Below are 23354 nucleotides of genomic sequence, written 5' to 3' on the forward strand. Positions count from 1 at the left end.
TGGTCAGCGTCTTCGTCCGCCGAGAATCGAGCCCAGTACACCACGGATGATTTCGCGGCCGACCTGCGAGCCGATGGTGCGCGCCGCGCTTTTTACCGCGGCTTCGACAACGCCCTGGCGTCCGCGCGAACTGCCGCCGCCAAAGAGGCCGCCCAACCCCTCGAGAATGCCGCCAGTAGAAGCTTGCGGTGCGCTTTGCGCCGGGGCTGCTGCGGGCGCGGCTTGTCCCTTGAGCTTTTCGTAGGCGGATTCGCGGTCTGCGGTTTTCTCGTAGTGGCCGTAGAGCAGCGAGGATTTGATCGCGGCGACACGTTCGTCGGCCGTGAGCGGGCCGATGCGCGACGAGGGCGGCAATACAAAGGCGCGCTCAACGATGCCGGGTGTGCCTTTCGCATCGAGGAAGGACACAAGCGCTTCGCCGACACCGAGTTCGGTGATGGCGGTTTCAACATTGAGTTTCGGATTGGCACGCAGTGTCTGCGCGGCCGTCTTCACGGCTTTCTGGTCGCGCGGGGTGAAGGCACGCAGGGCATGCTGCACGCGGTTGCCAAGCTGGCCGAGTACGCTGTCCGGCACGTCGAGCGGATTTTGCGTGACGAAGTAGATGCCGACGCCCTTGGAGCGGATCAGGCGCACTACCTGTTCGATCTTTTCCAGCAATGCTGGCGGTGCTTCGTTGAACAGCAGATGGGCTTCGTCGAAGAAGAACACCAGCTTGGGCTTGTCGAGATCGCCGGCCTCGGGCAACTGCTCGAACAGTTCGGCCAGCAGCCAGAGCAGGAAACTGGAATACAAGCGCGGCGCATTCATCAGCTTGTCGCCGGCGAGGATGTTGATGACGCCATGGCCCTTGCTGTCGGTCTGCATCAGATCGGCTATATCGAGCATCGGCTCGCCGAAGAAGTTTGCCCCGCCCTGCTCTTCGATCTCCAGCAGACCGCGCTGAATGGCGCCGATCGAGGCTGCCGAGACGTTGCCGTATTCGGTCTTGAACTCGACCGCATGCTCGCCGACATGCTGCACCATCGCGCGCAGATCCTTGAGGTCAAGCAGCAACAGCCCCTGATCGTCGGCAATCTTGAACACCAGTTGCAGTACGCCGCTCTGAGTGTCGTTGAGATTAAGCAGGCGGGCGAGCAGCAGCGGGCCCATATCGGAAATCGTGGCGCGTACCGGATGACCCTGGGCGCCGTAGATGTCCCAGAACACGGTGGGACAGGCAGCGGGCTGCCAGTCGTCGATCCCTAGCTGCGCCAGTCGCGCCCTGAGCTTGTCGGAAGCCACCCCCGCTGCGCCGAGGCCGGACAGGTCGCCCTTCACGTCGGCCATGAAGACCGGTACGCCAATGGCCGAGAATTGTTCGGCCAGGCGTTGCAGGGTCACGGTCTTGCCGGTGCCGGTGGCACCGGCGATGAGGCCGTGACGGTTGGCCAGCGCTGGCAGCAAGGCCAGATCATTGCCGTCGTTGCGCGCTAAGGAAAGCGGATGGGTCATTGGTTTAGCCTTCGGGGTAAAGTAAAATTCGAGACTTGTTTACAGGCGTTACTAAGGATTCTATATGGCCGGCCATTCCAAATGGGCCAACATTCAGCACCGCAAGGGGCGCCAGGACGCCAAGCGGGGCAAGGTTTTCACCAAGCTGATCAAGGAAATCACGGTTGCCGCCAAAATGGGCGGCGGCGATATTGGCGCCAATCCGCGCCTGCGGCTGGCGATCGAGAAGGCCAAGGCGCAGAGCTTGCCCAAGGACAACATCGATAACGCCATCAAGCGCGGCACCGGCCAACTCGACGGTGTCAGTTACGAGGAAGTGCGCTACGAAGGCTACGGCATCGGCGGGGCGGCGGTCATGGTGGATTGTCTCACCGACAACAAGGTGCGTACTGTCGCCGAAGTGCGGCACGCCTTTGCCAAGAACGGCGGCAATATGGGAACCGAGGGCTCGGTCGCTTTTCAGTTCAAGCACTGCGGGCAGATGATCTTTGCTCCCGGCACTGACGAGACAAGGTTGATGGATGCCGCCATTGAAGCCGGGGCTGAAGATGTGGTCGGCAACGATGATGGCTCCATCGAAGTCATTACCGGCCCGAACGATCTCGCCACCGTCAAGGAGGCATTGGAAGCGGCAGGACTTAAACCGGAATTTGCCGAGGTGCTGCAAAAACCCCTCAATGAGACTGAACTCGGCGGCGAGGATTCGCTCCAGATGCAAAAGCTGCTCGATGCGCTGGAAAACCTCGACGACGTGCAGGAGGTGTATACCTCGGCCAGCCTCGAAACCTAGTCGCAAGTGCCTCGCAAGGGGCGTTTCGACGGCCACATGTTGCCGCGTCGGGCGAAATCGCGGAAAGATTCATGGGGTCGGGGGCGTGGACAAAACCTTTTGCTTTGACTTGGATCAAGCACAGGGTAGGGTAATTTGCGAGATATTCGCAAATATGCTTGGTGCCGGGTCTCCTTATTTGCTCGATGCATCTGGCTGCATCTGGCGTAACACACGAGAAGATGTGCGTGTGTTCCCCCTTCCGGCCGGCAAATCAGAGTTGCATCCTTTCAGGACTGGCTCAACCTTGTTGCATCATTGCGAATGAACAAATTTTCCACGGATTCAAGCGCAGTCATTTCCGCACATGCGGATCGGACCGGTGAATGCGTCCAATAAGTCTCAAACTCAAAGTCAGTATCTATTTAATTATCGTCCTTTCCGTGACGATATTTGTGTTTGCAATTTTCGCCGCCAAGTACCAGCAGGAAGACCTGCTGCGTGAGATTTCCAGGCATGCCATTCAAACTTCTGATGTAATCGTCAAGAGTACCCGCTATGCAATGCTTATGAACAAGCGCGATAGTGCGGGAATGATCATTCAGGATATAGGAAGACAGAAAGGTATTGAGCGGGTCAGGGTAATGAACAAGGATGGCATGATTGTTCATTCAAACCACCCGGAAGAAATTGGGACTACGGTTGACCAAAGGTCGGCGCCCTGTATCCATTGCCATCAGACCAGCAAACCTCTGAGCCATGTCTCCGATGACATGAGGTGGCGAATCTATGAGACCGCCGGGGGACGGAGGCTGCTTGGCACCATGCAACCGATACGCAATGAACCGTCATGCTCATCCGCCTCCTGCCATGAACATCCGGCAAACCAGTCGGTACTCGGTATCGTGGACATTGCCTATTCCCTTGATGAGGTGGACCAGGCATTGCGATCGCATACTATTTACATTATCGCCATTTCTTTGTTGTTCATTCTTCTGGTATCCGCAAGCGTAGGCGTTCTGCTCCACCGCCTGATATACCTGCCCTTGAAGGACCTGGAAGCCGGTGCCAAAAGAATATCTTTCGGAGATCTCGACCATGATATTCCGCTACGCAATGACGATGAATTCGGCCGTGTCGCGGGTTCCTTCAATAAAATGACATTGGCACTCAAGAAATCAATGTTTGAAATGCAGGAACTGGTGCAAACCCTCGAACTGAAAGTCGAGCAAAGAACCCGCGAACTTCGGCTCGCCGAGGCCGAAGCCGCGAGGGGAGAAAAACTGGCCTCGGTCGGTCAGTTGGCTGCCGGCATAGCCCATGAATTGAATAATCCCCTCACCGGTGTGCTCACCTTCACATCCTTGTTGCGCAAGAAAATGCCGGATGGTAGCCAGGACGCGGAAGATCTGGACCTGGTTATCCGCGAGACCAAGCGCTGTGCCAGCATCATCAGGCGGCTTCTCGATTTTGCGCGGGAGAAGGTTCCTGTGAAGGAGTTTTTCGATCTCAAACAACTGATTGAAGAAACGGTGCGCATGATCGAGCATCCGGCGCTAGTGCAGAAAATCGAGATCACCACGCATCTTGATGCCGATTTGCCCCAGATTTGGGGTGATTCCGACCTGATTAAACAGGTCATTTTGAATGTGCTTGTCAACGCCGAGCAAGCTATCGAGGGCCAGGGAAGCATTATTGTTGAAAGCCGCCACTATGTTTCCAAAGACCCTCCAAAACCTGGTGTTCCAGCTCTGCCGATGGTTGAAATTGTCATCAAGGACACAGGGTGCGGCATTTCGGAGGCCAACTTGAAACGGATATTCGACCCCTTTTTCACCTCGAAGGAAGTCGGCAAGGGAACCGGGCTGGGGTTGTCCGTCAGTTATGGCATCATCAAGGCCCACGAGGGACGGATCAAGGTCGAAAGCACCGTCGGCGCGGGAACCACCTTTCGCATTTATCTTCCGATATTGCCCCCTTCTGGTGGTGCTGAACGCAACGCGGGTGAGGATGCCCAATGAATGCCAAAATATTAATTGTAGATGACGAAGAAATCATCATCCGGAGTTGCCTGCGCATACTCGGCTCCGACTGCTATGCGGTTGATTCCGTGCAGGATGGCTGGGAGGCCTTGAGGAAAGTTGACGAGACAGATTACGATGTCATTATTCTCGACATCATGATGCCCAAGATTGACGGTCTTGAGGTATTGCAGCATGTGAAGGAAAGGCATCCCGAGACTGACGTCATCATGGTGACCGGTTTGTCCCAGATACAAACGGCGGTAAAGGCAATGAAACTCGGCGCCTTTGATTACCTGGCCAAGCCATTCGACCCCGATGAACTCAAGCTGGTGGTCGATCGTGCGCTGGAACGGCGGCGCCTGTTGCGGGAGAATCGCGACCTCAAGAATGAGGTCAGTTCCAGGTATCGCTTCGAGAACATCATCGGCTCCAGTACGCCGATGCAGAACGTTTTCCACCTGATTGCAAAGTGCGCGCAAACGGATAGCACGGTCATGATTACGGGGGAGAGCGGAACCGGCAAGGAAATGATTGCCCGTGCCATCCACTACAACAGTCTGCGCAAGGATCAGCCCTTTGTCGTGGTCGATTGCAATACGCTCTCCGAGCATCTGCTCGAAAGCGAGTTGTTCGGTCACATCAAGGGATCATTCACGGGCGCAACGACCAATAAGCGCGGCATGTTCGATATCGCCAACAACGGCACGCTTTTTCTTGATGAATTCGGGAACATTCCTCTTTCAACCCAGGCCAAATTGCTGCGCGTTATCCAGGAGCGCGAATTCAGGCCGGTCGGGAGCACCGCCACCCAGAAAACCAATGTCAGACTTATCACCGCAACCAACAAGGATCTCAAGGCGCTGGTGGCCGAAGGCGCATTCCGCGAAGATCTGTATTACCGCGTTAATGTTTTCCCGATCCATTCTCCGGCCTTGAGAGAACGTCGCGACGACATTCCTGCCCTGGCATTTCACTTTCTCAAGGAATTTTGTGATGAACTGGGGAAACCGGTGGCCGAAATCTCGGAAGGCGCGATGAGCCTGCTGACGAACTATCAATGGCCGGGCAATGTGCGCGAACTCCAGAATGCGATTCACCGGGCGGTGATTCTCTCCTCCGACAACGTTATCCGCCAGGCCCATCTGGCGAACATCATCGAAACGGCGCCGCGACTGGATCTTGAAGTGCCGAGAACCAGCGAGGATCTCAAGAGAATCAAGAAAATCGTCCGCGAGAAATCAGTCGAGGAAGTCGAGAAGCTGTTCATACAGGAAACGCTCAAGCGAAATGATTCAAACGTCACCAAGAGCGCGGAAGAAACCGGCATGCAGCGCGCCAATTTTCAGGCGCTGATGAAGAAGTACAACATTCGGGTGCGCGACTCGGGGCATAGCCATGGCGAATCCGATCCGACTTGATCGGACGCGGCATTGCGCGTCGCGCAATGCCGCTCTGCTTCAAGAAGAAGCGCCGTGTTCGGCTTCGTCCTCGACTTCCTCATATCCGGTGATCATTGCCTTGAAATGCGCCGTCGGCGTGTGGCCCAGGCTCGCCAGGTAAGGATGCACCATGATAAATCCAGTGAAAATGATGAACAGCACGACGTGCGCCGTATCCACAACGCGCACTCCGCCAAACATGTCCACCAGGGAAGAAAATTGCGTGACGTTCCACAGCAGCAGACCGGTAAAAATTTGCAGGGGAACCAATAGCATCATGATGATCTGGTAGGCCATGCTCTGCATGGGATTGAATTTGTGATACATGCTCACATGATGCGGATTGGGGTCGCCCCTGAATACGCCATAGCCATAGAACTGCAATTGACGGAAACTGTCGCGAAAATACTTCTTTGGATTTAGCTCAGGGTGATAGACCTTGATTTTATCGGTGGAAAGATAAAAGGTCAGCCACACGAAAAAATTGGCAATCAGGACAAATCCAATCCAGTTGTGAGCGACAACCGCTGTCTTGAACTGCATCAGGTTGATCAGGCCCACGTACCTGATCTGCAGGCCGGTGACAATTAACAATATGAAACCGAAGGCATTGGTCCAATGCCAGATCCTGACCGGAAGCGGATGAACATATATTTTTTGCATAACTATCTCCTGCGGTTAATCGGCATCGTCACTCCAGGGGCTTGGAGCGATCTCCAGGCGAGGCCTGGCTGTCGGCTTGGGGCTGCGCTGCACTTTCCCTGGCCGCGCGCTTCTCCCGAATTTTCCGGAACAGCACTCTGAGGCTCCAGTGCCCAATAGGCACACAGGCGGCGCCCAGAGCAACCAGGACCAGCATGTAATCGAGCAGCTTGATTCGGGTGCTGCCGATAGCATAAAACCCGCGCACTGACTGTGTCGCCAACAGGGAATTCAATACATCTTTCTGGACGCTATGGCGAAGCGGCCTGCCATCCGGGCCGGCTATCGTGAGAGATACGCTCTGGAAGGCATCCGCGCCATGCTGGTGACAGGTATTGCAGTCACTGATGGCCCTGGATTTATCGCTGAGTTGATGCGCCGCGACACCGGTACTTACCTCCAGGCGGCCGCGCAAAATAGTGTTTCCCCCACCACCATCCTGGCTGAATTCCTTCAGCAGACTCCACAGCGCCCGCTCGTCCAGACCGACATTCATTTCATCGGCGGCTTGGGTCCGCTTTTCAAACTGCGGCACACCCACCTTTTCGGAAAGCTGAAGTTTTGACCCTCTGTCATAGAGCCGGAGGTTAACGCGGCGTTGCGCCGTAGGAGCATGACAGACCGGACATGAGATTGCCTCAAAGTGTCTTTCTGCATTCGGCAACCAGTCCTTATGCTCTTTGACCGCATCCTTGTGACATGAAAGGCAGGCATCCTTTATGCCTTCACCCAGCGACGCTGCTTTTACTTCGTGGGCTGTATGGCAATTTGCGCAAATGGGAGCGCCATTTGCTTTGGCTTCACGCGCCAGGCCATGCACGCTCTTGGAATAGGCATCGAATATATCTTCGTGACACTTCGCGCAGGGAACCGCCGATATCGGCTCGACGATTTTCATGGAACGAACCGCATGCGGATTGTGGCAATCCGAGCATAGCGGAGCGTCTGGTCTGCCTTCCTTGACCAGCGCTCCATGTAGACTGTCTTCGTATTTCGTAAAATTTTCCTCATGGCACATACGGCAAGTTTCCACCATGCTTAAGGAATAGTCGCGCTTGCTCTTGATGACGGCTTCTTTCATGAAGTGGTTCTGGGCGTCAAGACTCGAGTGACAGCTCTCGCAACCTGTCGCGTTGTGCATCGATCCGGCAAAGGCTTTTGCGGAGATATGCAGGGAAAGCACCTCGCCGTTCTTGAGTTTTTTCTCCTGGCCCGGCTGTCCGTGGCATTCCAGGCAGGCTTGGCTCTCTTTGGACAGGGCGTTATTTCCGGCATGCGCGGACGTGCTCAGAATAAAAAGCGCCAATGCGGTCATAACGCCGAGGAGCAAGCTGTTTGGGCATGACGACGGAAATATCTGGCGTGTAATGAAGGAACTTTTCATTTAAGCTTCCCTGTGATTGAATTTGTTTCGGCAAGAAGCCATGAGGGAAGCCAGGCTTTCCTCATGGCTTCTTGCCCCTTGCTGGTGATGAGCACCTAAAGCGCAGTACGGAATGCTGCAGTATGCATAATAAATCATGCTGCCGGCGCCTTTTTCATCAGTGCGCGTACTCCAAACCAAGCCAGCATTCCAATTCCCACGAATGGCATTGCAATGACATAGGCCAATCCTATAAATGGGGCGGCAATGAACAGGGTAACATTCTTCACGGCATCGAGTAATTTCCTCGCCACTGGAATTTTCCTGAGCGCTTTCCCGCCAAACCAGGCCAGCATTGCAATTCCGACAAAGGGCAGCGACATGGCATAGGCCAGCGCGACGAATGGAGCCACAATGAAAAGAGCGAGGTTCTTCAGCCGGTTTTCTTTTTTGGTTGGCTCAGGCTGTGTCTTTTCGACAGGATTTGCTTCCTCCTGCGGAAGGATGATCTGCGCTGGCTTCTGTAGCGCATTCAGCGCGCTTCCTTCTATCATTTCCGGCGACAGCGGTTTGTGCATGAAAGCCGACACCCCGGCGGCCTTGGCTCGGGCCTCATTTGCCGATGTGCCGTATCCGGTAACGATGACCACGGGTATCCAGGGGCGCTTCGCCTGGATCTGTTCGGCAAGCTCAAGGCCGTCCATGCCGGGCATCTTGATATCCGTGTAAACGAGGTCGTATTCCTCACCTTGCAACTGAGCCAAGGCTTCCTGCGCATTCTGGGCGGTGATTACTACATAGCCCTTTTGCGAAAGAACGCGGTCGAAACTCTTGCCTACCACGGGGTCGTCATCGACGACCAGCACTTTATGTAACGCACTCATGATATTTCTCCTAAAAAATGGCTCAGTCAGCAAAATCGCCAGCTACCAGCCCCCACATAAAGCTACTGGACACCTGCGCAACGGGCCTGCTGATCACGGCGCAGAGCCCATCTTTTATGCAATAAGGCGCCGTTCGCCGCATTGATGACATCGTCAGGCCCGACCGGCTTGGCAAGATAGTCATAGGCACCCAACGTCACCGCTTCCTTGACGGACTCAACTGCCGGATACCCGGTGATGATGATCACTTCGCTCTCGGGCCATTTCTCCTTGATCGTCTTGAGAACCGCCATGCCGTCCATTCCAGGCATGCGCAGGTCGAGCAACACGACATCGAACGGATGTTGCCCCATCAGTTCCAACGCATCCTTGCCATTTTTTACTACTTCCACGTTGCAGTGCTCTCCCAACAAACTTCTGACATGGCTGAGTCGGACGGCTTCATCATCATCTACGACCAGGATTTTGGCTTTCTCAAGCATTTTGGCCACCTCAGATTTGTTCTACTTATCCTTTAGCCTGCAACCCTCATGCCAAGTTTAATAATTTGAAATTATTCAATTTATTATCAATTACTTATGTATAGTTTTGACGGCATGCAGCACCTTCGCCGACATTCCCTTGGCCAGCCGAGGAACATTTTTTGTATACACTAGTATCTTTTTAGTGCTGTGATTTATTGTTAATCAAATAGATACGTAATCGTGATGGGAATATTATTTCTATACACAAGATTGGTGGCTGGGAATGAGCAAGAGAAGCAGGAGGTGCCAGAGAAGCTCATGGCCTTCCTTCTGCAATGAACCATTTAATTATTTAACTGGGTCAATCGAGCCTGACTTGTTTCTACAATAAAATCCCTTTCCGTTTTTTTGAAATGGATCAGTCCTGAGGCTGATCTTGAGGAATCCTTGATGAGTAATTCTGCAATGACAATGCAAACGCTGGATGGAAGCCAGGCGGTAGCCTCGGTGGCGTACCGGCTGAGCGAAGTGATCGCCATCTACCCGATCACGCCCTCATCGAACATGGGCGAGCACTCCGACGAATGGGCGGCGAAGGGGATGCACAATCTTTGGAATACTGTGCCGCAGGTTTCCGAAATGCAATCCGAGGGTGGCGCCGCCGGGGCGGTTCACGGCGCACTCCAGGCTGGTGCGCTGTCGACCACGTTCACCGCATCGCAGGGCCTGTTGCTGATGATCCCCAACATGTTCAAGATCGCCGGCGAACTCACGTCCTTCGTGATGCATGTCTCGGCGCGCACCCTTGCCACGCACGCCCTGTCCATTTTCGGTGACCATTCCGACGTCATGGCCTGCCGCTCGACCGGATTCGCCATGCTGGCCGCGGGTTCGGTTCAGGAGGCGCAGGATTTCGCCGCCATTGCCCACGCCGCCACGCTGAAGACGCGCATCCCCTTCCTTCATTTCTTCGACGGTTTCCGCACCTCGCACGAAGTGGCCAAGATCGCGGTGCTTTCCGACGATGACCTGCGTGCGCTGATAGACGAAGAAATGATCGCCGCCCACCGCCGTCGCGCGTTATCGCCCGATCACCCCGTACTGCGGGGCACGGCGCAGAATCCTGACGTGTTCTTCCAGGCGCGCGAAGCCGGCAATAGCTACTATGACGTCTGTCCGGAAAAAGTGAAGGCGGAGATGGACCGCTTCGCCAAGGTCACCGGCCGCCAATATCGCCTCTACGATTACGTCGGCCATCCGCAAGCCGAGCGCGTGATCATCATGATGGGCTCGGGCGCGGAAGCGGCGCATGAACTCGTCGACTGGATGGTGGCCCGCGGTGAAAAAGTGGGGCTGCTCAAGGTGCGCCTGTTCCGGCCCTTCGCCACGGCTGACTTCATCAAGGCGATTCCGCGCACGGCGCGGACCATCGCGGTACTGGATCGCACCAAGGAGCCGGGCGCCTTCGGCGATCCGCTCTACCTCGATGTGGTCGCCGCCCTGCACGAAGCCGAGGAAGAAGGCGCATTGAAGATACACCCGCGCGTCATCGGCGGGCGCTATGGACTGTCGTCCAAGGAGTTCAACCCGGCCATGGTGCGCGCGGTGTATGAAGAATTGGCCAAGGACAAGCCACAGCGGCGCTTTACCGTGGGGATCGTCGATGACGTGACCGGCCTCTCCCTGCCGGTCGATTATTCCTTCGACATCGAACCGAAGGACGTCGTGCGCGCGGTGTTCTACGGCCTGGGCGCCGACGGCACGGTCGGCGCGAACAAGAACTCGATCAAGATCATCGGCGAAGAGACCGACCAGTTCGCGCAGGGCTATTTTGTCTACGACTCGAAGAAATCCGGCGCCATCACCACTTCGCATCTGCGCTTCGGCCCGCGGCCGATCCAGTCGAGCTACCTGATCCGGCGTGCGAGCTTCGTTGCCGTGCATCAGTGGAACTTCTTCGAGCGCTACGATGTGCTGGAGATCGCGGCTCCCGGCGGCACGCTGCTCATCAATTCATTGTTCCCCGCGGAAAAGCTGTGGGCTGAGTTGCCGCGTGAAGTCCAGCAGCAGATCATTGATCTGCAGTTGAAGGTCTACACCATCGACGCTTACGATGTGGCGCGTCGCGCCGGCATGGGCGGGCGCGTCAATACCGTGATGCAAACCTGCTTCTTTGCGCTGGCGGCGATCTTCCCGCGCGAGGAAGCGATCGACTACATCAAGCGCCAGATCAAGAAAACCTACGCCGCCAAGGGCGAGGCGGTGGTGAACAAGAACTACGCCGTGGTCGACGATTCGCTGGCGCATCTGCACGAAGTCAAGGTGCCGGCCACGGCGGATTCCGCCATCGTCATGCCGCCGACCGTCTCGGCCAAGGCGCCGGACTTCGTTCAGCGGGTCACGGCGGTGATGCTCTCAGGCAAGGGCGACGGACTTCCGGTAAGTGCGTTTCCGGTCGATGGCACCTGGCCCACGGCCACGACGCGCTGGGAGAAGCGCAATCTGGCGCTGGAAATTCCCCAGTGGCATCCGGCCATCTGCATCCAGTGCAACAAATGCGCGATGGTCTGTCCGCATGCGGCCATTCGCGCCAAGGTCTACCCGCCGTCAGCGCTGGCGGGTGCGCCAGCCACCTTCCAGTCGATCGATTTCAAGGGCAAACCTTTCCAGGGCCAAAAATACACCTTGCAGGTGGCCCCCGAAGACTGCACCGGCTGCAGGCTTTGCGTCGAAGTCTGCCCGGCCAAGGACAAGCAGAACCCGCGGCAAAAGGCCATCGGCATGGTCCCGCAACTGCCGTTGCGCGTCCCGGAGCGCGACAACTATGAATTCTTTCTCGCGCTGCCCGAAGCAGACCGCAACCTGGTGCCGCTCAATATGAAGGGGACGCAGTTCTTCGAGCCGCTGTTCGAGTATTCGGGTGCCTGTTCCGGCTGCGGCGAAACGCCTTATGTGAAACTCCTGACGCAGCTCTTTGGCGATCGGGCGCTGATCGCCAATGCCACCGGTTGTTCGTCGATCTATGGCGGCAACCTGCCGACGACGCCGTACACGGTCAACCGCGAGGGGCGCGGACCGGCGTGGAGCAATTCCCTGTTCGAGGACAATGCCGAATTTGGTTTCGGCTACCGGCTTGCCGTCGATCAGCAAACCAAGCAGGCGCAGGAACTGCTGCAAGTCCTGGCGGGCGAGGTGGGTGATCGCCTGGTCGGGGAATTGCTGGCAGTCCAGCCGCAGGACGAAGCCGGGATCGCCGCCCAGCGCGTTCGCGTGCTGGCGTTGCGCGAGCAGCTCAAGGGCATTCCCCGGCCCGAAGCGCGCCGGCTGGAACTCATCGCCGACTATCTGGTGAAGAAGAGCGTCTGGATCGTCGGCGGCGACGGCTGGGCCTATGACATCGGTTATGGCGGCCTGGATCATGTGCTCGCGTCCGGGCGCGACGTCAATATCCTGGTCATGGATACCGAGGTCTATTCCAATACCGGCGGTCAGGCCTCCAAGGCCACGCCCACCGGCGCGGCGGCCAAGTTCGCGGCGGCGGGCAAATCGATGGCCAAGAAAGACCTCGGTCTGCTGGCCATGTCCTATGGCAGCGTGTATGTCGCCCAGATCGCCTTTGGCGCCAACGACGCCCAGGTGGTAAAAGCCTTTGCCGAGGCGGAAGCCTATCCGGGCCCGTCCTTGATCATCGCTTTCTCGCACTGCATTGCCCATGGTTATGACCTGGCCCAGGGCGCGGCGCAGCAGAAACTGGCGGTCGATACCGGCTACTGGCCGCTGTATCGCTATGACCCGCGCCGGAATGCCCCCGGCGAGAGCCCGCTGCGCGTCGATTCCCCCGCGCCCAGTGGCAAGGTGACCGACTACACCCGCAACGAGACCCGTTTCCGCATGGTGGAGCAGCAAAATCCGGAACGTTTCAAGGATCTGATGCAGTTGCTCCAGAACAAGTCCGAAGAACGGCTGGCGCTCTATGCCCATATGGCTCTCCCAGTTCAACCCATCATCAACAAGGACGAATGACATCATGGCCAAGCCGCTAACTACAACGACTCCGACCGATCTCTCAACCTGCTATCTCGGACTGAAGCTCCCGCATCCATTCATAGTGGGGGCCTCGCCAATGGTGGGCAACCTGGATACGGTGCGGCGCCTGGAAGACGCTGGCGCCGCCGCCTTCGTGATGGAATCGCTATTCGAGGAACAGATCGTGATGGAGCAGGGGCGCACGCTCCTTGACATTCAGTCGCACGTCGATGAATTTTCCGAGGCAAGCTCATTTTTCCCTGAACCCGCGGAGTTCCGGCTCGGACCGCAAACCTATCTGGATCAGATCCGCCACATCAAGGCGGCGGTGCAAGTGCCGGTGATTGCCTCGCTCAACGGCATCAGCGCGAGCGGCTGGCTGGAATACGCAAAGCTCATCGAGCAGGCTGGCGCCGATGCGCTGGAGCTCAACGTCTATTACGTGGCCACGGACCCCGATGAAAGTGGTGTGGCGGTCGAGCGCCGCACCATCGACATCGTTCGCACAGTGAAACGCGCAATCCGGATACCGGTCGCCGTCAAGCTGTCTCCGTTCTTCTCATCCCTGGCGCATTTCGCGGCTGGACTGGAGTCTGCCGGCGCTGACGGGCTGGTGCTTTTCAACCGCTTTTACCAGCCGGACATCGACCTCGAGGAGTTGGAAGTGCGCAACGAACTGCACCTCTCGGACTCGTCTGAACTGCTGCTGCGCGTGCGCTGGCTGGCGATTCTGTCGGCGCAGCGCAAGCTGGATATTGCTGTTTCCGGTGGCGTGCATACCGCGACCGACGCCGTCAAGGCAGTTATGGCCGGTGCCCGGTCGGTGCAGGTCGTTTCGGCGATTCTGAAGAACGGGCCACAACATCTTGCCACGCTGCGCAGCGAACTGTCACGCATCGTCGAGGAACTCGGTTATGCCTCGCTTTCCGAGATGCACGGTTGCATGAATCTGGCGCGCTGCCCGGATCCGGCGGCATTCGAGCGCGGGAATTACATGCGTATCCTGCAAAGCTGGCGGCCTTAAGATCAAACCTTAACCACGGCCGAAAACAAACTTGCGCTGAGTTGCGATGAAGGCGGGTATTCCCGCTTTCATCGAGGTGGCGGTTACTGCCGCGGCCGTGTATCTTGCGGTCCATGAACACCTCGGTCCGCATCCCCGGCATCGATCCCGGCCTGCGCATTACAGGCTTTAGTTTCGGCCGCTCGCCATGCTCGCTTAACCGGCTGCGCTGGTTGGCTTTCTCTGAAAACCCTGGGCTTGTGGCAAATCCATCCTGATGAGCGAATCAATACGCATATTGGGGATTGACCCAGGGCTCAGGATTACGGGTTTTGGAGTAATCGACAAGACCGGCAATCACTTGAAATATGTGAGCGGCGGTTGCATCCGCACCAATGGCCAATTGTCGCTGCCGCAACGGCTTGCCACCATTCTCGAAGGCATTGCCGAGGTGATCGCCGAACATCGGCCGCAGCAGTCGGCGGTGGAAAAGATCTTCGTCAACGTCAATCCGCAATCGACGCTGTTGCTTGGCCAGGCGCGCGGCGCGGCGATCAGCGCGCTGGTTAGCGCGGGCTTGCCGGTGGCCGAATACACGGCGCTGCAAGTCAAGCAGGCGGTGGTGGGCAAGGGCAAGGCCGCCAAGGAACAGGTACAGCACATGGTGGTGCGTCTGCTCTCACTGCCTGGTTCGCCCAGTACCGATGCTGCTGATGCATTGGCCTGCGCGATTTGCCATGCGCACGGCGGGCAGGGCTTGGGCGCGTTGACGACGACGGGTTTTCGGATGCGCAACGGACGGCTGGTGTGACGTCACACCAATTGCGAGTCCTCCGCGCAATGAAAGGAAGGTAGCTGAATGATCGGACGTCTGACCGGAATCCTGCTGGAGAAAAACCCGCCGCACGTCACGCTCGACGTGCATGGCGTTGGCTACGAAGTCGATGTGCCGATGAGCACCTTCTACAACCTGCCCGGCGTCGGTGAGCGTGTCGCGGTGTTCACGCATATGGTGGTACGCGAAGATGGCCAGTTTCTCTATGGCTTTCTTACCGACGACGAGCGCGCCACCTTCCGCCAGTTGCTGAAAATTTCCGGCATCGGTGCGCGCACGGCGCTGGCCGTATTGTCCGGCCTCTCGGCCAGCGATCTTGCCCAGGCCGTGGCTTTACAGGAAGTTGGCCGGTTAGTGAAAATTCCTGGCATCGGCAAGAAAACGGCCGAACGATTGCTGCTTGAACTGCGCGATAAGCTGCCCAAAGGCAGTGCCGTGAACACGCCGGATGCTGTGCCGGACGCGGGCAGCGATATCATCAACGCTTTGCTGGCACTGGGATACAGCGAACGCGAGGCGCTGCTGGCGATGAAACAATTGCCGCAAGGGGCGAGCGTGTCCGATGGCATCCGTCAGGCGCTGAAACTGCTCTCGAAGTAAACTCCAGTCATGACCGTCGAAACCGATCGCTTAATCGCCACCGCCAAGGAGTCGCCGCAGGAAGAAGCGCTCGAACGCGCATTGCGGCCCAAGCGCCTTGCCGAATATGTCGGCCAGCAGAAGATACGCGGCCAGCTCGAAATCTTCATCGAGGCCGCGCGCAAACGCAGCGAAGCGCTCGATCACGTACTGCTGTTCGGCCCGCCCGGCCTCGGCAAGACCACGCTGGCCCATATCATTGCCCACGAGATGGGCGTCAATATGCGGCACACTTCCGGCCCGGTGCTGGAACGTGCCGGCGATCTCGCCGCGATGCTGACCAATCTCGAACCGCACGACGTGCTGTTCATCGATGAAATTCATCGTCTCTCGCCGGTGGTCGAGGAAATCCTTTACCCGGCGCTGGAAGACTTCCAGATCGACATCATGATCGGCGAAGGCCCGGCGGCGCGCTCGGTCAAGCTCGACCTGCCGCCATTCACCCTGATCGGGGCGACGACGCGTGCCGGCATGCTGACCAATCCGCTGCGCGACCGCTTCGGCATCGTCGCGCGACTCGAGTTCTATACGCCGGAAGAACTGGCGCTGATCGTGCGCCGTTCCGCGGCCTTGCTCGATTGCCACATTGCGGACGACGGCGCAGTGGAAATCGCCCGGCGTTCACGCGGTACGCCGCGCATCGCCAACCGCCTGCTGCGCCGGGTGCGCGATTTCGCCGAAGTGCGCGCCGAAGGCCGCATCACGCGCGAGGTGGCCGATGCCGCGCTGACCATGCTCGATGTCGATCACCTCGGCCTTGACATCATGGACCGCAAGCTGCTCGGCGCGATGCTGGAGAAATTCGGCGGCGGCCCGGTCGGTGTCGACAATCTCGCGGCGGCGATCGGCGAAGCGCGCGACACCATCGAAGACGTGCTGGAACCCTTCCTGATTCAGCAGGGCTATTTGCAGCGCACGCCGCGCGGCAGAATCGCCACGGCGGCGATCTGGAGGCATTTCGGTCTGACCGAACCGGCGGCGCAGAATCAGCCGGGACTTTTTTCGCCGTCTGCGGAATAGTCAGTCGCAGTCCGCACCAACAGCCTGTTTTTTTTGAGAGCACAAAAAAACGGCCGCCCGAAGGCGGCCGTTTAAATTTCCAAATCGGGGTTAGCCGATATTAGAAGGAGTGGCGAACGCCAACCGCGAAAGCTGAAACATCAGCGCCCGGACCGAAACCGGCGGTATTGGTTCCAGCAAATACGGAAGCTGCGGAATTAGTGGCCCCTACAGCGCCAGTTGAGAAGTTGTAAGCAGCAAAGTCGTCATTGCTGATGCGCGAGTACAAAGCCTTGATCATCGTGCGCTTCGACAGATTTTGCAGATAGCCGACAGTAATCAGCTTCGCGCCAGTATCAGATATGGTGCCACCTGAATCCAAATCCTTGGCTACGGTGTAGTCGGCGATCAGACCACCGCTCGGGGTAACCATGTACTTGCCCTGCAGGCTGTAAGAATTCTGCTTCACATCACCGCCACCACCGACGGGATCAAATTCTTGCCTGTCCCACTGGAAGGTCACTTTGTGGCCACCGTCAAAAGTGTAACCCAGACCAAGGCGGTGGTTCTTGACAAGATCAACGTTGCCAGCGATGTTGTCACCAGTGTCAAGTCTGCCATAGACATAACCCAGATCCCATCCGCCGTTTACGTAGTTGGCCCCAATTTCCCATGTCTTGGTGCCATTCTGCGTGCCAGCACCCGTGCCGTCTTCGAGTTGCTTGTTCTCGCCAAACGAGTAGTCAACCATGAAGTCTAGACCATTGTAATTCCGGGTCATGTAAGCCACGGTGTTGGCAAAGCGCGTATCAAACGTGCCGGTATTGCCGGTATTGCCTCCATTCAACGGATTGCCCAGCAAAGAAACGGCAGTGCCGACACCAGCGTTGCCCGGCAGCATTTCCATGCGGTTACCGAGAGCGCGGGTAGCACCTGTCAGATTGCCCGCAAGAATGGTGCCGAAATCTTGGCTGGACAGGCCGACAAAGGTATCGCGGCCAGAGCCATTGTAAATACCGGTATCAGCGCTGAAGCCCGTTTCGAACTGGAACAATGCATTCAAACCATTGCCCAGATTTTCTGTACCTTTGATGCCAACATAGGACGAATTGGAAGTGACACGGCCGGTGTTGCCGTAATCCGCATCGGACAGGGTCGTCAGAGGTCCTGCGTTAGAGGTCTTGACTGATTCAAGGGTCACATCAGCAACGCCGTAGAGCGTGACATTGGTTTGGGCAAACACGGCGGTGCTGGCAAGACCAGCGATGGCAAGAGCGATCAGTTTCTTTTGCATGTATTTCTCCTGTAGAGTGAAAACATTTGTTTCACGAGAACGGTCTTTTAAATAAAATCCCTTTACCGAACCCGGACTTCAAACAGTCGGCGGTTATTATGCCCATGCAGGCTGCGGAAGCCAACTCTTAACAGGGTTTTGCTCAGGTGAAGTGTCGTGTTTGTGCAACACGATAATTACCTTGAAATAGTTGCTTAATCTTATTGAAACAATTGGCAATAATTTTTTACAAAAAAAGAAAAAATGGCCACCGCGGTGGCCATTTTTCACAAACTAAAATGATGAAGGAATGTTATTGCTAGAGCGCCTTGGCGTTTTCGGCCAGGTACTTGGCGACGCCTTCCGGACTCGCCGTCATGCCTTTCTTGCCTTTCTGCCAACCGGCGGGGCAGACCTCGCCATGCTCCTCGGTGAATTGCAGAGCATCAACCATGCGCAGCATTTCGTCGACGTTGCGGCCGAGCGGCAGGTCATTTACGACCTGATGGCGCACGGTGCCGGTCTTGTCGATCAGGAAAGAACCGCGGTAAGCCATGCCACCGGGCGATTCGACATCGTAGGCCTGGGCGATGGTGTGGTTGAGATCGGCGACCATTGGATAGCCGACCTGACCGATGCCGCCATTGTTGATGGGTGTGTTCTTCCAGGCGAGGTGGGTGAAATGCGAATCGATGGAGCAGCTCAATACTTCGACGCCGCGCGCCTTGAATTCGTCCAGGCGGTGATCGAAGGCGATGAGCTCGGACGGACAGACGAAGGTGAAGTCGAGCGGGTAGAAGAACAGCACGACGTATTTGCCCTTGAGGCTGGAAAGCTTGAGATCCTTGATTTCGTTGTTGCCGTAAACCGCTTTAGCGGTGAAATCGGGGGCGGGTTTACCGACGAGAACAGCCATGGCTAGACTCCTTAAGTAGAAAAATTGCGGATTGAAAGACAGCAAGTCAATTCTGCTGTTTGATTACTGCAATCGTCAATCGAACCCGGCTATCGGGTCGATAGCCGCATGCTACTCCGTCGGCAACTGGCTGAACTCCACAAGTGGTTGATTGGTGTCAACAAACTCTTCGACATAGACCTGATCGACGCGGGCCGCGGGTGGGCCGCTCCTGGCCCAATGAATCATCGCGGCGATCGCCTCGGCGCTACCGGCGATGACGGCTTCAACGCTGCCATCGCGGCGGTTGCGCACCCAGCCGCTGATGCCCAAGCGCCGCGCCGCGTTGACCATGTGATAGCGGAAACCGATGCCCTGAACGAGGCCGGTAATGACCAGGCGGCGTGCTTCCACTGGCGCTGTCCTATTTGACCTTCATGCCAGGCATGGCGCCGGAATCGGGCGAAAGCAGGTAGAGGCCACCGGTCTTGCCGCTTTCGTCGGAGGCGGCCAGCACCATGCCCTCGGATAGGCCGAACTTCATTTTGCGCGGCGCCAGATTGGCTACCATGACGGTCAGGCGGCCTATCAGCGTCGCCGGGTCGTAGGCGGATTTGATGCCGGCGAATACCTGTCGCGGCTTTTCTTCACCAATGTCGAGGCTCAAGCGAATCAGCTTGTCGGCGCCTTCGACATGCGCGGCATCGACAATCTTTGCCACGCGCAGATCGACCTTGGCGAAATCGTCGATGGAAATATGTGCGGTTTCCTGCATTCTGTCCTCGCTGTTCTGCTGATGCTCGGCGTGGCGCTGTTGCGATTGCTGCTCTGGAGTCAGGGCCAGCGACTCGCGGTTGGCGGCGAGCAGTGCTTCGATCTGCTGCGCTTCGATACGGCTCATCAAGTGTTCGTAGACGTTGATCGGATGGCCGGGGTCAAGCAAATGGCCGGCATCAACCCAGCGCAGCGGCGCGATGTTGAGAAATTCTTCGGCGCGATGGGCCAGTTTCGGCAGCAGCGGTTTCAGGTAAATGGTCAGCAGCCGGAAGGCGTTGATGAGCATGGTGCACACATAGTGCAGTTGCTCGGTCTTGTCAGGGTCTTTGGCCAGCACCCAGGGTTGATGGGTGTCGGTGTATTGATTTACCTGATCGGCCAGCGCCATGATGCGGCGCACCGCGCGGCCGTAGTCGCGTGCTTCGAAATGGCCGGCAATCTCGGCGGCCGATTCGCGCAGCCCCGGAAGTTCTGCGTCAAATCGTTCGCCGAGCTGGCGCCCGGGCATCAATTTACCGTTGAAGCGCTTGGCAATGAAGCCAGCGGCGCGGCTGGCGATGTTCACATATTTGCCGATCAGATCGCTATTCACACGCTGCACAAAATCGTCGAGGTTAAGGTCGAGGTCTTCCATGCTGCCGTTCAACTTGGCGGCGAAGTAGTAGCGCAGCCATTCCGGGTTGAGCCCCTGTTGCAGGTAGCTTTCGGCGGTGATGAAGGTGCCGCGCGACTTCGACATCTTCTGCCCATCCACGGTGAGGAAGCCGTGGGCGAAGATGCTGGTGGGCGTGCGATAACCCGCGTGTTCGAGCATCGCCGGCCAGAACAGGGCGTGGAAATACAAAATGTCCTTGCCGATGAAGTGATAAAGCTCGGCTTGCGAGTCCTTGTTCCAGAAGGCGTCGAAGTCGAGGCCCTGCCTGGCGCAAAGATTCTGGAACGAGCCCATGTAGCCGATCGGTGCATCGAGCCAGACGTAGAAGTATTTGTCCTTCGTGCCGGGAATCTGGAAGCCGAAGTAGGGTGCGTCGCGCGAGATGTCCCAGTCGGTGAGTTTGTTTTCGCCTTCCGCGCCAAGCCATTCCTGCATCTTGTTGGCTGCCTCAAGTTGCAGGCGGTCGTCGCGCGTCCATCTGCGCAGGAAGCTCTGGCAGCGCGGATCGGACAGTTTGAAGAAGTAATGTTCCGACTTGCGCAGCTCGGGCTTGGCGCCTGAGACGGCGGAATAGGGGTTTTTCAGGTCGGTGGGCGCATAGGCGGCACCGCACACTTCGCACGAATCGCCGTACTGGTCTTTCGCGCCGCACATGGGACATTCGCCCTTGATGAAGCGGTCGGGCAGGAACATCTGCTTGAGCGGGTCATAGTACTGCTCGATGGCGCGGGCTTCGATCAGGTCCACAGCCTGTAGCCGGGCGTAGATATCTTCTGAGTAATGGCGGGTTTCGTCCGAGTGGGTCGAGTGGTAGTTGTCGAAGGCAACATGGAAACCGGCGAAATCCCGGCTGTGTTCCGTATGAACGCGGGCGATCAATGCTTCCGGCGTGATGCCCTCCTTCTCCGCGCGCAGCATGATCGGTGTGCCGTGGGTGTCGTCGGCACAGACGTAATGGCACTCATGCCCACGCATTTTCTGAAAGCGCACCCAGATATCGGTCTGGATATATTCGACCAGATGGCCGAGATGGATGGCGCCATTGGCGTAGGGCAAGGCCGAAGTGACGAGGATTTTGCGCGGAGGAGTCATGGCGGGCAGGCGTGAAGGCAGGCACGAATTCTAGCAAACGTGTTGCTATGGCCCTGGACGGCTATACTTACGAACCCCCCCCAATCAGAGAAAAGCATCATGAGCATTTCCGAATCGCAAATTCAGTCCGCACTCAAGGAAGTCGTCGATCCCAACACCGGCAAGGATTTCATCGCCAGCCGCAGCGCTAAAAATATCCGGATCGCTGGCAACGACGTCACACTCGACGTCGAACTCGGTTACCCGGCAAAAAGCCAGATCGAGAGCATCCGCAAACTGGTGGAAGACAAGTTGCGCGCCATCGAAGGTGTCGACAAGGCTTTCGCCAATGTCTATTCGAAAATCGTTTCTCATGCCGTGCAGCGTGGCGTCAAACTGATTCCGGGCGTGAAGAACATCGTTGCGGTGGCGTCGGGCAAAGGTGGCGTCGGCAAATCGACGACCGCCGTCAATCTGGCGCTGGCATTGGCCGCGGAGGGTGCGGCGGTCGGCATTCTCGATGCCGACATCTATGGCCCGTCGCTGCCCATGATGCTGGGCATCGAAGGACAACCAGGGTCGAAAGACGGCAAAACCATCGAGCCGATGGAAGCACATGGCATGCAGGCAATGTCGATCGGTTTCCTTGTCGACAAGGATACGCCCATGGTCTGGCGCGGACCGATGGTGACTCAGGCCTTGCAGCAGTTGCTGAAAGATACGCAATGGCGCGATCTCGATTACCTCGTCGTGGATATGCCGCCTGGTACGGGCGATATCCAGCTTACGCTGGCGCAGCAGGTACCAGTCACCGGTGCGGTGATCGTCACCACGCCGCAGGACATCGCGTTGCTCGATGCGATGAAGGGGCTGAAAATGTTCGAGAAGGTCGGTATTCCCATCCTCGGCATCGTCGAAAACATGAGCACCCATATCTGTTCCAACTGCGGGCACGAAGAACATATCTTCGGCAGCGGTGGTGCCTCGCGCTTGGCACGGGACAATGCAGTCGAGTTGCTCGGCGCGCTGCCGCTGGACATTCATATCCGCGAACAGACCGACAGCGGCAAGCCCACCGTGATAGCCGATCCGCAAGGGCGTGTGGCGGAGATATACCGCGGGATTGCAAGACAAGTGGCGATCAGGATTGCCGAGCGGGCCAAGGACATGACGTCGAAGTTCCCAAGCATTGTTGTGCAGAACACTTAATGCTCACCGGAGGATAACGGCACTCTTGAGGATGCAATGCCGCAAAGTCAAATTGAACGCCTCCACTCCAGCCCCGCCCCGGGGCGGGGCGACTGATTGGCTCGGTTCGCTCGATTTAAACAAATCGCTTCGTTTAACGTTCTTTTACGCAATAAACCCTCGTTTGTGGTGTAATTCCGCCCTCTTTTCAGCAAACGCCCCCGCCGGACGGGGGCGTTGCCTTTCAGCGGGGTAGGCAATGACGATCAAGTCGGACAAATGGATTCGCCGCATGGTCGAACAGCACGGCATGATCGAGCCTTTTGAGCCGTCGCTGGTGCGTGAAGTGGATGGCCACAAGATTGTGTCCTATGGCACGTCAAGCTACGGCTATGACATTCGCTGTGCCAACGATTTCCGCGTATTCACCAACATCAACTCGACCATCGTCGATCCGAAAAATTTCGATCCGAATTCCTTTGTCGAGATGAACGGCGACTATTGCATCATCCCGCCCAATTCTTTCGCGCTGGCCCGCACCGTCGAATACTTCCGCATTCCGCGCAGCGTGCTCACCGTCTGCCTCGGCAAAAGTACGTATGCGCGTTGTGGCATCATCGTCAATGTCACGCCGTTCGAGCCGGAGTGGGAAGGCTATGTGACGCTGGAATTTTCCAACACCACGCCGCTGCCGGCGAAGATCTACGCCCGCGAAGGCTGCGCCCAGGTGCTGTTCTTTGAGTCCGACGAAGTCTGCGAAACGTCGTATAAGGATCGCGGCGGCAAGTACCAGGGGCAGACCGGCGTGACATTGCCGAAAATCTAGCCCTAGCGCCTAGCTTTCAACCATTATC

Annotated in this window: 19 protein-coding genes; 10 read left to right on the forward strand and 9 right to left on the reverse strand. The window is 57.3% G+C overall.

The window, feature by feature from the left end:
- Nucleotides 1-3 precede the first annotated feature (3 nt).
- Nucleotides 4-1494, reverse strand: a complete 1491-nt coding sequence (locus tag K5E80_RS13895) for a helicase HerA-like domain-containing protein (RefSeq protein ID WP_220636720.1) — start codon at nucleotides 1492-1494, stop codon at nucleotides 4-6.
- A gap of 64 nt (nucleotides 1495-1558) precedes the next feature.
- Between K5E80_RS13895 and K5E80_RS13900 the strand changes: the two genes are divergently transcribed.
- The 3 genes from K5E80_RS13900 (at nucleotide 1559) to K5E80_RS13910 (ending at nucleotide 5705) form a co-directional block, all read left to right on the forward strand.
- Nucleotides 1559-2284, forward strand: coding sequence for a YebC/PmpR family DNA-binding transcriptional regulator (locus K5E80_RS13900; protein WP_220636721.1), 726 nt, complete (start codon nucleotides 1559-1561; stop codon nucleotides 2282-2284).
- A gap of 365 nt (nucleotides 2285-2649) precedes the next feature.
- Nucleotides 2650-4284, forward strand: a complete 1635-nt coding sequence (locus K5E80_RS13905; protein WP_220636722.1) for an ATP-binding protein — start codon at nucleotides 2650-2652, stop codon at nucleotides 4282-4284.
- Nucleotides 4281-5705 carry a sigma-54-dependent transcriptional regulator gene (locus K5E80_RS13910; RefSeq protein WP_220636723.1) on the forward strand — a complete coding sequence of 475 codons (1425 nt, stop codon included), beginning with the start codon at nucleotides 4281-4283 and terminating at the stop codon, nucleotides 5703-5705. Before K5E80_RS13905 ends, K5E80_RS13910 begins: the two co-directional genes overlap by 4 nt.
- Before the next feature lie 39 nt (nucleotides 5706-5744).
- On the opposite strand, the gene K5E80_RS13915 is transcribed toward K5E80_RS13910, so the two are convergent.
- The 4 genes from K5E80_RS13915 to K5E80_RS13930 all read right to left on the reverse strand — a co-directional run bounded on the left by K5E80_RS13915 (nucleotide 5745) and on the right by K5E80_RS13930 (nucleotide 9157).
- Nucleotides 5745-6389, reverse strand: a complete 645-nt coding sequence (locus K5E80_RS13915; protein ID WP_220636724.1) for a cytochrome b/b6 domain-containing protein — start codon at nucleotides 6387-6389, stop codon at nucleotides 5745-5747.
- Nucleotides 6390-6417: 28 nt separating this feature from the next.
- Nucleotides 6418-7812 carry a cytochrome c3 family protein gene (locus K5E80_RS13920; RefSeq protein ID WP_220636725.1) on the reverse strand — a complete coding sequence of 465 codons (1395 nt, stop codon included), beginning with the start codon at nucleotides 7810-7812 and terminating at the stop codon, nucleotides 6418-6420.
- A gap of 134 nt (nucleotides 7813-7946) precedes the next feature.
- The gene (locus K5E80_RS13925) at nucleotides 7947-8708 is read right to left on the reverse strand and encodes a response regulator (protein ID WP_220636726.1); all 762 of its coding nucleotides are present in this window, start codon (nucleotides 8706-8708) and stop codon (nucleotides 7947-7949) included.
- Nucleotides 8709-8737: 29 nt separating this feature from the next.
- Nucleotides 8738-9157, reverse strand: coding sequence for a response regulator (locus K5E80_RS13930; RefSeq protein ID WP_220636727.1), 420 nt, complete (start codon nucleotides 9155-9157; stop codon nucleotides 8738-8740).
- Nucleotides 9158-9589: 432 nt separating this feature from the next.
- On the opposite strand from K5E80_RS13930, the gene nifJ reads away from it, so the two are divergent.
- The 5 genes from nifJ (at nucleotide 9590) to ruvB (ending at nucleotide 16662) form a co-directional block, all read left to right on the forward strand.
- Nucleotides 9590-13162: a pyruvate:ferredoxin (flavodoxin) oxidoreductase gene (nifJ, locus tag K5E80_RS13935; RefSeq protein WP_246590990.1), complete on the forward strand. Its 3573-nt coding sequence runs from the start codon at nucleotides 9590-9592 to the stop codon at nucleotides 13160-13162.
- A gap of 4 nt (nucleotides 13163-13166) precedes the next feature.
- Nucleotides 13167-14189 carry a dihydroorotate dehydrogenase-like protein gene (locus K5E80_RS13940; protein ID WP_220636728.1) on the forward strand — a complete coding sequence of 341 codons (1023 nt, stop codon included), beginning with the start codon at nucleotides 13167-13169 and terminating at the stop codon, nucleotides 14187-14189.
- A 256-nt stretch (nucleotides 14190-14445) separates the two neighbouring features.
- Nucleotides 14446-14979 (forward strand): crossover junction endodeoxyribonuclease RuvC, encoded by a 534-nt coding sequence (ruvC, locus tag K5E80_RS13945; protein WP_220636729.1) that lies wholly within the window; start codon nucleotides 14446-14448, stop codon nucleotides 14977-14979.
- A gap of 48 nt (nucleotides 14980-15027) precedes the next feature.
- A complete protein-coding gene (ruvA, locus tag K5E80_RS13950) occupies nucleotides 15028-15603 on the forward strand; it encodes a Holliday junction branch migration protein RuvA (protein ID WP_220636730.1) in 576 nt (191 codons plus the stop codon).
- Between the two features lie 9 nt (nucleotides 15604-15612).
- Nucleotides 15613-16662: a Holliday junction branch migration DNA helicase RuvB gene (gene ruvB / locus K5E80_RS13955; protein ID WP_220636731.1), complete on the forward strand. Its 1050-nt coding sequence runs from the start codon at nucleotides 15613-15615 to the stop codon at nucleotides 16660-16662.
- A 100-nt stretch (nucleotides 16663-16762) separates the two neighbouring features.
- Here the strand turns inward: ruvB and K5E80_RS13960 are convergent, their stop codons facing one another.
- The 4 genes from K5E80_RS13960 to metG form a co-directional block, all read right to left on the reverse strand.
- Entirely contained in the window at nucleotides 16763-17935 is a 1173-nt protein-coding gene (locus K5E80_RS13960; protein WP_220636732.1) for a porin, read from the reverse strand.
- Between the two features lie 298 nt (nucleotides 17936-18233).
- Entirely contained in the window at nucleotides 18234-18830 is a 597-nt protein-coding gene (locus tag K5E80_RS13965; RefSeq protein WP_220636733.1) for a peroxiredoxin, read from the reverse strand.
- Between the two features lie 111 nt (nucleotides 18831-18941).
- Complete coding sequence (locus tag K5E80_RS13970; protein WP_220636734.1) at nucleotides 18942-19223, reverse strand: acylphosphatase; 282 nt, start codon at nucleotides 19221-19223, stop codon at nucleotides 18942-18944.
- 10 nt (nucleotides 19224-19233) lie between these two features.
- Nucleotides 19234-21333: a methionine--tRNA ligase gene (metG, locus tag K5E80_RS13975; protein ID WP_220636735.1), complete on the reverse strand. Its 2100-nt coding sequence runs from the start codon at nucleotides 21331-21333 to the stop codon at nucleotides 19234-19236.
- A 99-nt stretch (nucleotides 21334-21432) separates the two neighbouring features.
- On the opposite strand from metG, the gene apbC reads away from it, so the two are divergent.
- Both apbC and dcd read left to right on the forward strand, forming a co-directional pair.
- Nucleotides 21433-22521 carry an iron-sulfur cluster carrier protein ApbC gene (gene apbC, locus K5E80_RS13980; RefSeq protein ID WP_220636736.1) on the forward strand — a complete coding sequence of 363 codons (1089 nt, stop codon included), beginning with the start codon at nucleotides 21433-21435 and terminating at the stop codon, nucleotides 22519-22521.
- 238 nt (nucleotides 22522-22759) lie between these two features.
- Entirely contained in the window at nucleotides 22760-23326 is a 567-nt protein-coding gene (gene dcd / locus K5E80_RS13985; RefSeq protein WP_220636737.1) for a dCTP deaminase, read from the forward strand.
- Nucleotides 23327-23354: the final 28 nt, after the last annotated feature.

It is taken from the genome of Georgfuchsia toluolica, assembly GCF_907163265.1.
GTDB classification, from domain to species: domain Bacteria; phylum Pseudomonadota; class Gammaproteobacteria; order Burkholderiales; family Rhodocyclaceae; genus Georgfuchsia; species Georgfuchsia toluolica.

What these genes read in the sequence shown, in the direction of transcription:
- K5E80_RS13895 (WP_220636720.1), bottom strand. Translation starts at nt 1,494, where the DNA reads ATGACCCATCCGCTTTCCTTAGCGCGCAACGACGGCAATGATCTGGCC.
- K5E80_RS13940 (WP_220636728.1), top strand. Translation starts at nt 13,167, where the DNA reads ATGGCCAAGCCGCTAACTACAACGACTCCGACCGATCTCTCAACCTGC.
- K5E80_RS13920 (WP_220636725.1), bottom strand. Translation starts at nt 7,812, where the DNA reads ATGAAAAGTTCCTTCATTACACGCCAGATATTTCCGTCGTCATGCCCA.
- nifJ (WP_246590990.1), top strand. Translation starts at nt 9,590, where the DNA reads ATGAGTAATTCTGCAATGACAATGCAAACGCTGGATGGAAGCCAGGCG.
- metG (WP_220636735.1), bottom strand. Translation starts at nt 21,333, where the DNA reads ATGACTCCTCCGCGCAAAATCCTCGTCACTTCGGCCTTGCCCTACGCC.
- apbC (WP_220636736.1), top strand. Translation starts at nt 21,433, where the DNA reads ATGAGCATTTCCGAATCGCAAATTCAGTCCGCACTCAAGGAAGTCGTC.
- K5E80_RS13915 (WP_220636724.1), bottom strand. Translation starts at nt 6,389, where the DNA reads ATGCAAAAAATATATGTTCATCCGCTTCCGGTCAGGATCTGGCATTGG.
- K5E80_RS13965 (WP_220636733.1), bottom strand. Translation starts at nt 18,830, where the DNA reads ATGGCTGTTCTCGTCGGTAAACCCGCCCCCGATTTCACCGCTAAAGCG.
- K5E80_RS13900 (WP_220636721.1), top strand. Translation starts at nt 1,559, where the DNA reads ATGGCCGGCCATTCCAAATGGGCCAACATTCAGCACCGCAAGGGGCGC.
- K5E80_RS13910 (WP_220636723.1), top strand. Translation starts at nt 4,281, where the DNA reads ATGAATGCCAAAATATTAATTGTAGATGACGAAGAAATCATCATCCGG.
- K5E80_RS13930 (WP_220636727.1), bottom strand. Translation starts at nt 9,157, where the DNA reads ATGCTTGAGAAAGCCAAAATCCTGGTCGTAGATGATGATGAAGCCGTC.
- K5E80_RS13960 (WP_220636732.1), bottom strand. Translation starts at nt 17,935, where the DNA reads ATGCAAAAGAAACTGATCGCTCTTGCCATCGCTGGTCTTGCCAGCACC.
- ruvC (WP_220636729.1), top strand. Translation starts at nt 14,446, where the DNA reads ATGAGCGAATCAATACGCATATTGGGGATTGACCCAGGGCTCAGGATT.
- dcd (WP_220636737.1), top strand. Translation starts at nt 22,760, where the DNA reads ATGACGATCAAGTCGGACAAATGGATTCGCCGCATGGTCGAACAGCAC.
- ruvB (WP_220636731.1), top strand. Translation starts at nt 15,613, where the DNA reads ATGACCGTCGAAACCGATCGCTTAATCGCCACCGCCAAGGAGTCGCCG.
- K5E80_RS13905 (WP_220636722.1), top strand. Translation starts at nt 2,650, where the DNA reads ATGCGTCCAATAAGTCTCAAACTCAAAGTCAGTATCTATTTAATTATC.
- ruvA (WP_220636730.1), top strand. Translation starts at nt 15,028, where the DNA reads ATGATCGGACGTCTGACCGGAATCCTGCTGGAGAAAAACCCGCCGCAC.